Raw genomic sequence first — 6,418 nt, forward strand, 5'->3', positions numbered from 1 at the left:
GTGATCCGTGCGCATGATGCTCTCTCCTTTGAACAGGACTCGACACGCTGATTTTACGTATCAGTTCCTCGACGCCCGTGCTCATAGGATCTAAGAACCGGACGTGCGAGTCACCTCGCATCCGGCTCAAGCCATTCTTCAGCACCAGACCGTGGCACCGAACAGTTTGATGGAGCGGTTCTTGGTACGACGGCGGATAAAGTAGTCATCCCAGATCGGATCGAATGGATGGGCGCTACCGCAGATCTTGACGTGCCGCGTAATCGGGACCGTCGATGCCTGGAAACGTTGCAGCCCGTGAGTACCGCGAGCTGCACTATCCGTGGCAAAGACCCATGAGCGCCATCCATCCACCCGGAAGTATTTCTTCCTGACCCACCGTGCTCCTTTCGTGGGATGCCTGCGCCTTGCCCACTTCCAGAGCAGTTGCCAGATGTGCGAGTCTACCGATGAGAAGGTCACTTTCGCCACCACATGGCGGTGATACATTGCCCATCCCCGAATGACCGGGTTAAGCTTATGTATCAGCACTTCCTGTGTGACGCTCGTATGGCCTTTGATGATCGCTCTGACCTTGTCGAGCAGTGACTTAGTGCTTTTCCTCGCTGGCTTGATCAGTAACTTGCCGCCGTATTTGCGCACGTTCTGACCGAGGAAATCGAAACCGTCCGCTATGTTCGTGATCCGGGTTTTTTCTTCTGAGAGTTCCAGACCCCGGACAGCCATGAATGCTTTGACCGCCGGAAGCACTCGGGATTCCAGCACCTCTTTCGATGCACCGGTCACCACGAAATCATCGGCGTAGCGGATGACGTTAAGCTTCGCATATTTGCGCGCGTATCTGGAAGCGCCCACGCTTGCATGGACCGCTGCCTCCAGTCCGTCTAACGCCATATTCGCGATCACGGGTGAGATGACACCCCCTTGCGGGGTGCCGGCCCGCGACTCAAACAGGGTTCCCTCATCGATATAGCCGGCCTGCAACCACTTGCGCAGGACTTCCTTGTCCATCGCCGCATTCTCCAGAATCCAGGAGTGACTGAAGTTGTCGAAACAGCCTCGGATATCACCCTCCAGAATCCACTCTGGCGAGGTTCGTCTCGCCAGGGCGTTGAAGCAGTGCTGGATGGCATCGGCAGTCGAGCGTTCGGGCCGGAAGCCGTAGGAGTTGACATCCGCCAGAGTCTCCGCGATCGGCTCCAGTGCGAGCTTCCATAAAGCCTGCATCGCCCGGCACTTCATGCATGGGATTCCTGGCGGACGCTTTTTTCCATTACTCTTGGGAATGTGGACACGCCGCAGCGGCATCGTGCGATAGCCCCGATGACGTAGCGACAACATTCCGTTCCATCTGGCCGCCGGAGATGACCAGATCCTGCCGTCCACCCCCGGCGTTCTCTTACCGCGATTTTCCGTTACCCGCTTCACAGCAAGCATCTTGCCGTTATGCGAGCGGGTTAGCAGATGTTGCAAGGCCTTCGCCTTGCCCCACCGGTTTTCCCGAACCGCCTTGGCGATACGCATCTGAAGCCGCTTCACGTCCGCCGCGATGTGTGACCAGTTCGCCTGATCCCACATGACTGTGGCGCGCGAGGGCGCACCAGCGTCTGATGCCTTCGCATTGTTCGCCGTCATCTGCTTTCCCTCGTACAACGGTTAATCAAAGATTCTCTCGCCATGAATGACCATGTGGAAGTCTGCCCGCTTTCGCGTCAGGCAAATGTCTCAGCCCGTATCCCATCCATTACAGACAGGCTTTCGCTTTCTCCACCTTCCTTTACCCGCATCGCCAATAGCTTTCCTTGCGGTTAGCCTGCCCATGGGGCAGCGATACGGGCTTACCCTGTTCCGCGTGATTCTCGGGATGATGCGGACCCGTCCTATGCGCCGGCGGCATGCTGTCCATGATGGTCCAAGCCCGAGAGGAGACCATTCCTAGCCGCGTACCGTTTTGGTTCAAGCCTGTCAGCACGTTTGGCTTGTTGTTTGTGACGACACGTAACGAACGTTCACTTATGTTGGTCGTACTCATCCATCCCTTGCACCTCTCCACCTTCGTGCTGGCAGATTCCGTCTCGCCTCGCGGCTCAACGTACCGTATGTACAGTGGTTGCTTTGTCCCCGGAGCTTCACACCAAGCCGTTGCCAGCTTCGCATGTCCGGGTAGGGAACGGCTGATGGAACAGCCGGTTTCATCAGGATTACTGCGTTCCGTGAAACAGAGAATCGAGCGACTTTGCAGGTCGCACCAGGCTGTCAAACCTGGTCGCCGGGTGTCTCCTGACGACTTGGTAATTATAAGGGAGGCGACCGCTGTTGACTTCAATCTTGTAGGCTAAATGTTTGATTTGGCCGAACGGATAAGGAGAGATAGGACGAGGGCGGGCGGTCTTCCGCCGAGGCCGTCACTCGCCCGTCCGCGTCGACAGACCGAGGCTCAGCTACGCTCGAATCGCAGCACTCGACTACGTTGCGTCGCGAGCAATACCGACCGGCCATCGGCACTAAAGCTCAGGCATACGCGCTGTCGTTGGAGCGCCTCATGCTGTGGATCGATCGCCTGATCCGCACCAACCGGCACACACCACACCTTGGAAATTAGGCTCAGGTCGAAGAGGTGCCATTATCGTACGCAGTAGCCGATGAAGAGCCGATACGGAGCGGAATTCCCAGCGGCAGGTCATCGGCCTCAGCCGTCATACGAGTATCGGCGTTGGTCAGGCGGCTACGGGTCGCTTTCCTGTCGTTCGCGTGTCGACGGACGCGAATGACCGGGCTCACCGCAAACAGATGCGGACTTGCGACCCAGACCCGTCATCCAGATAACAACCACAAAGCTGTCATTCAGCAAGATGGCAACGCCAAGGCCAAAGCATCCAATAGGTTGGTGTTTCATCCGGTCGCGACCTTCAGAACATGGGTATCGTTGCGATTTAGAGTACGGCTAGCCAATATCGATCGTGCGGCTCGTGGATCGCTGCTGCTCCTGTTTCGGCACCGTCAACGTCAGGACGCCCTTGTCAAACTTTGCGAGAGCGTGGTCGGGATCGGCATTTTCCGGCATCGGGATTGTGCGCGTGAAGGCTCCATATGCACGCTCAAGCCGGTAACAGCCGTCCTCCTCACTGTGCACATCCTGTTTCTTTTCGCCACGCAATACCAACGCTCCGTCCTCGACGCTAACGGTCAAGTCCTCCCGCTCCATGCCTGGTAGTTCGACGGTCACGCGCAGTATCTTTCCCTCGTCGACCACGTCGATGCGCGGCTGGAAACGCGATGAACTGAAGTCGCCAAACCATCGTTCGAGCGCGCCGCGCGCCGCGAACGGATCATGAAAGAAATCCTCCATCGCACGCCACGAATCACGGGGGAAAAGTCGCGAAATGTCGGGCCACGGAACACGTGACGGTTCGCTGTCGGGCGGGCTTTGCGCACTGTCCGCCTCGGGCTTGCGTCCTGAACCGCGGAGAAATTTGAAAGGGTTCCACTTTTTCAGGTCGGTGTTCATCGTATGCTCCTCGATGGTCTGACAGGAGAACCGGATGTGCATCATTGCGTTCACACTGCCACGTTTCTGCCGACGTCCATGGACACACCGTCTGCAGTCAGACTGACGGGGTGCGGCGGGACGTCGCGCTGCGTCTACCGCCCGGGTGTGACGCGGCAGATGCCAGTCGGCAAGCAGACGGGCATCGCGCCCGCTCGTGACCAAGCCGATATATCCACCATCTGCGAGGGCCGGGCCGCTTGCGAACTGACGCACCGGCACGGCCCATATGCTGATCGTTTATCCGCATCACCCTTCCTCCATGACGTTCTGTATCCGCACCTCCACGAACGGGCGATGGCGACCTCGCGGCCGCCACCGGTTTTTTCTCCTGTCGTCGTTGCGGCTCTGCCGGGCTCAGTCCGTCTGCACCTCGATCCGGCGTGGGCGTGCTTCGTCTCGACGCGGAATCGTCAGTTTCAGCACGCCGTCCTGCAGGTTTGCATCGATCTTCGATGTATCGAAGTCCGGGCTCAGCGAGAACGCGCGCGCGAAATGCGGTTCCCGGATCTCGGCGTGCTGCAACCGCAGACCGGCGGGCGTCGGCACAACTGCTTCGGCCTCGATATAAAGATTGCCGTCGTGCACCTTCACGTCGAGTTTGTCCTTTGTGACGCCTGGCAGGTCCGCCCACAGCGTGATGCCCTGGCTGTCCTCGAACACGTCGACTGCCGGTGCGAGCGTCATCCGCCGCGCCGGCTGATCACCCTCGCGTCGCGCTACCGTGTTCTGGTCGCGCTCAGCGACCTGTGTCCTGTCGTTCATGGCTTGCTCCTTGAATGGCTGACATTACTGGACGGTAATGGCTCGCGGCTTCGACGCTTCACGCTTGCCTACGCTGATCGACAGGCAACCGTTGGTGTAGCGCGCCTGCACCTTGTCGGGGTCCGCATTCTGCGGCAGCTCGATCACGCGCCGGAAACTGCCGCTGAACCGCTCCTGTGCATAGGTGCGGGTGTCGTCCCGGGTTTTGTCATCGCTGCCGGTCTGGGCGGGCTTGCGCTCACCGCTGATTGTCAGCAGGCCCTTGTCGATCGACACGTCGAGTTCGGCCAGCTTCAGACCGGGCGCGAACGCGACGATTTCGATTGAGTCGTCGGTCGTACCGATGTTGAGCTGCGGAAAGGCCCCGAAGCGGCCCGAGCGGATGCTGGACGGAAAACCGCCGAACAGGCTGTCCATCTGCCGCTGCAGACGGTCAAACTCACTGAACAGGTCGGTTCCGGAAAAGAGATCACTCATCGTATCCTCCTTCGATGCAGCGAGGAGGCGAACGGGCCTACGCGCTCCAGTCCGCCTGCCAGGCCGCTGGCAAACAAATCGAAACACGCAGCGCACCGGATGTGACCGGCGCATCTGCCTGAGCGAAATCAAAGATAGAACCTACGGTGAAAATTTCAAGGGGCGGTGGTGAAATTCCGGTCTTGAAAATCGCCTGCCAAATCCTATTATCGCGGTGCGTTGCAACGGAACCGGAGGACACCATGGAATTCGATTCGGACTGGCTCACGCTTGGCAGACACCGCGTCCGGCTGCGCTCGACCAGAGGCTTTCCGACGGACTTGATGCGTAGCGTGGCGGAGGTCGTGCAACTCGCGATCGACAACAACATGAGCGCCCGCGCGCGGCTGGTCGAGACCGTCTTCCAGCACGAACAAACCTACGATATCGCTGTCGGCACGACACTGACCGAAGACCGCGTTTGTGCGCCGCAACTGGAAGCGGCGATTGCGGTGGTGCTCGGCCTGCTGCCGAATCAGGTGAACATCATCGTGACGACAGTAAGTCAGGAGGAAGTCGACCTGCACTTCGGCGTGTATGAGCGCGCTGGCCGAGAAACTGGGCGTGGTGCCGCCAATCCAGTGATCTTCGGGCGATTGCGCTTAGCCGCAGGAGCAGCCTCCACGAAACAGGTCAGAGGCTACACCCTGAATCGTCAGGAAACAGGAGACTAAAATGAAGATCCTGTTCATGACGAGCGTAGCGCTTACCCCCGCCAAAGCCCGCGAAGCGATGCATAAGAACGGGAAGGCCGGCTGACGGATGTGCTGTGAACCGCCTCTGACCCAAAGCAGCCAGCCTCTGGCAAACCAGGCGGTTCACAAGCCGGATGGGAGCAGCATCATGAAAGAACGCTCGCAGGCACTGCTGGCATCGGCCGTCCTGGCCGTTGGCTCAGCTGCTGCTGTGGCCGCCGAGCCGCCCCTGAAAACACTGCCGTCACAACAGGACATTTGGATCACTGGCACGATCCAGCGGGGCAACGGGCAGTACGCGCCGGGTGAACATACGTCGCTCCGGCTGGACCGTCCGTCAACCTAGCCCTGCAACGACAAGGTTGTGACAGATATCGTGCTCGGAATGGCCGGCGTACCGGATCGTTTGCTTCTGGCTGCCCTATTTGGGGCAGCGGGTCGCGGTCAGGGGACGCGTCATCTGTCCGGATTCCAGTATCCGGTTCACGCCGATGCTGGAATTCGTGTTTCCGATCTACTGACGGCATTCGCCGGACCTCCCGGACCATAACAAGGTCCGGGACGCGACACCCGTTTTCCTCCGTTCAGCCGGCGACGACCTGACGTAATGCCGGCGGTCTTGCTGTCTGGGCGAGCCCGTCTTGATTCCGAATGGCTGCTTTGCAGAAAGCTCGGCGGCCGCTCCGGGTCGCCCGCTGTCGATCGCCGCTTTAAGCGGCTGCGGGAAACGATGCCTCATGCATGAGGCAGTACGCGGCCATGTGCGGTCGCTGGGTAGTGCGACAGCTCAGCCGCTCCAACGTCTTATCGCCTTCGTCAACAGCCGCTCAAAACTCCCGACACGATCAGTTGCATTCGTCACCTTTGCCAAGACTTTTGCGCATAGTGTCGCCGG

5 protein-coding genes and 1 pseudogene are annotated in these 6,418 nt (G+C 59.3%); 2 read left to right on the forward strand and 4 right to left on the reverse strand.

What is annotated here, in order from left to right; all coding sequences use genetic code 11:
* Window positions 1-138: 138 nt before the first annotated feature.
* From ltrA to P3T25_RS48320, 4 genes are all read right to left on the reverse strand, one after another.
* Window positions 139-1,635, reverse strand: coding sequence for a group II intron reverse transcriptase/maturase (ltrA, locus tag P3T25_RS48305; protein ID WP_429364825.1), 1,497 nt, complete (start codon window positions 1,633-1,635; stop codon window positions 139-141).
* A gap of 1,309 nt (window positions 1,636-2,944) precedes the next feature.
* On the reverse strand, window positions 2,945-3,508 hold the full coding sequence (locus P3T25_RS48310; RefSeq protein WP_266240360.1) for an Hsp20/alpha crystallin family protein: 564 nt from the start codon (window positions 3,506-3,508) through the stop codon (window positions 2,945-2,947).
* A 396-nt stretch (window positions 3,509-3,904) separates the two neighbouring features.
* Window positions 3,905-4,312 carry an Hsp20/alpha crystallin family protein gene (locus P3T25_RS48315; protein WP_429364827.1) on the reverse strand — a complete coding sequence of 136 codons (408 nt, stop codon included), beginning with the start codon at window positions 4,310-4,312 and terminating at the stop codon, window positions 3,905-3,907.
* 24 nt (window positions 4,313-4,336) lie between these two features.
* Window positions 4,337-4,789 (reverse strand): Hsp20/alpha crystallin family protein, encoded by a 453-nt coding sequence (locus P3T25_RS48320; RefSeq protein WP_429364829.1) that lies wholly within the window; start codon window positions 4,787-4,789, stop codon window positions 4,337-4,339.
* 242 nt (window positions 4,790-5,031) lie between these two features.
* Between P3T25_RS48320 and P3T25_RS48325 the strand changes: the two are divergent.
* Window positions 5,032-5,413, forward strand: a pseudogene (locus tag P3T25_RS48325) (hypothetical protein).
* A 258-nt stretch (window positions 5,414-5,671) separates the two neighbouring features.
* Window positions 5,672-5,869: a hypothetical protein gene (locus P3T25_RS48330; RefSeq protein WP_429364831.1), complete on the forward strand. Its 198-nt coding sequence runs from the start codon at window positions 5,672-5,674 to the stop codon at window positions 5,867-5,869.
* Window positions 5,870-6,418 lie beyond the last annotated feature (549 nt).

Origin of the sequence: Paraburkholderia sp. GAS32 (assembly GCF_050434225.1) — a bacterium.
GTDB classification, from domain to species: domain Bacteria; phylum Pseudomonadota; class Gammaproteobacteria; order Burkholderiales; family Burkholderiaceae; genus Paraburkholderia; species Paraburkholderia madseniana.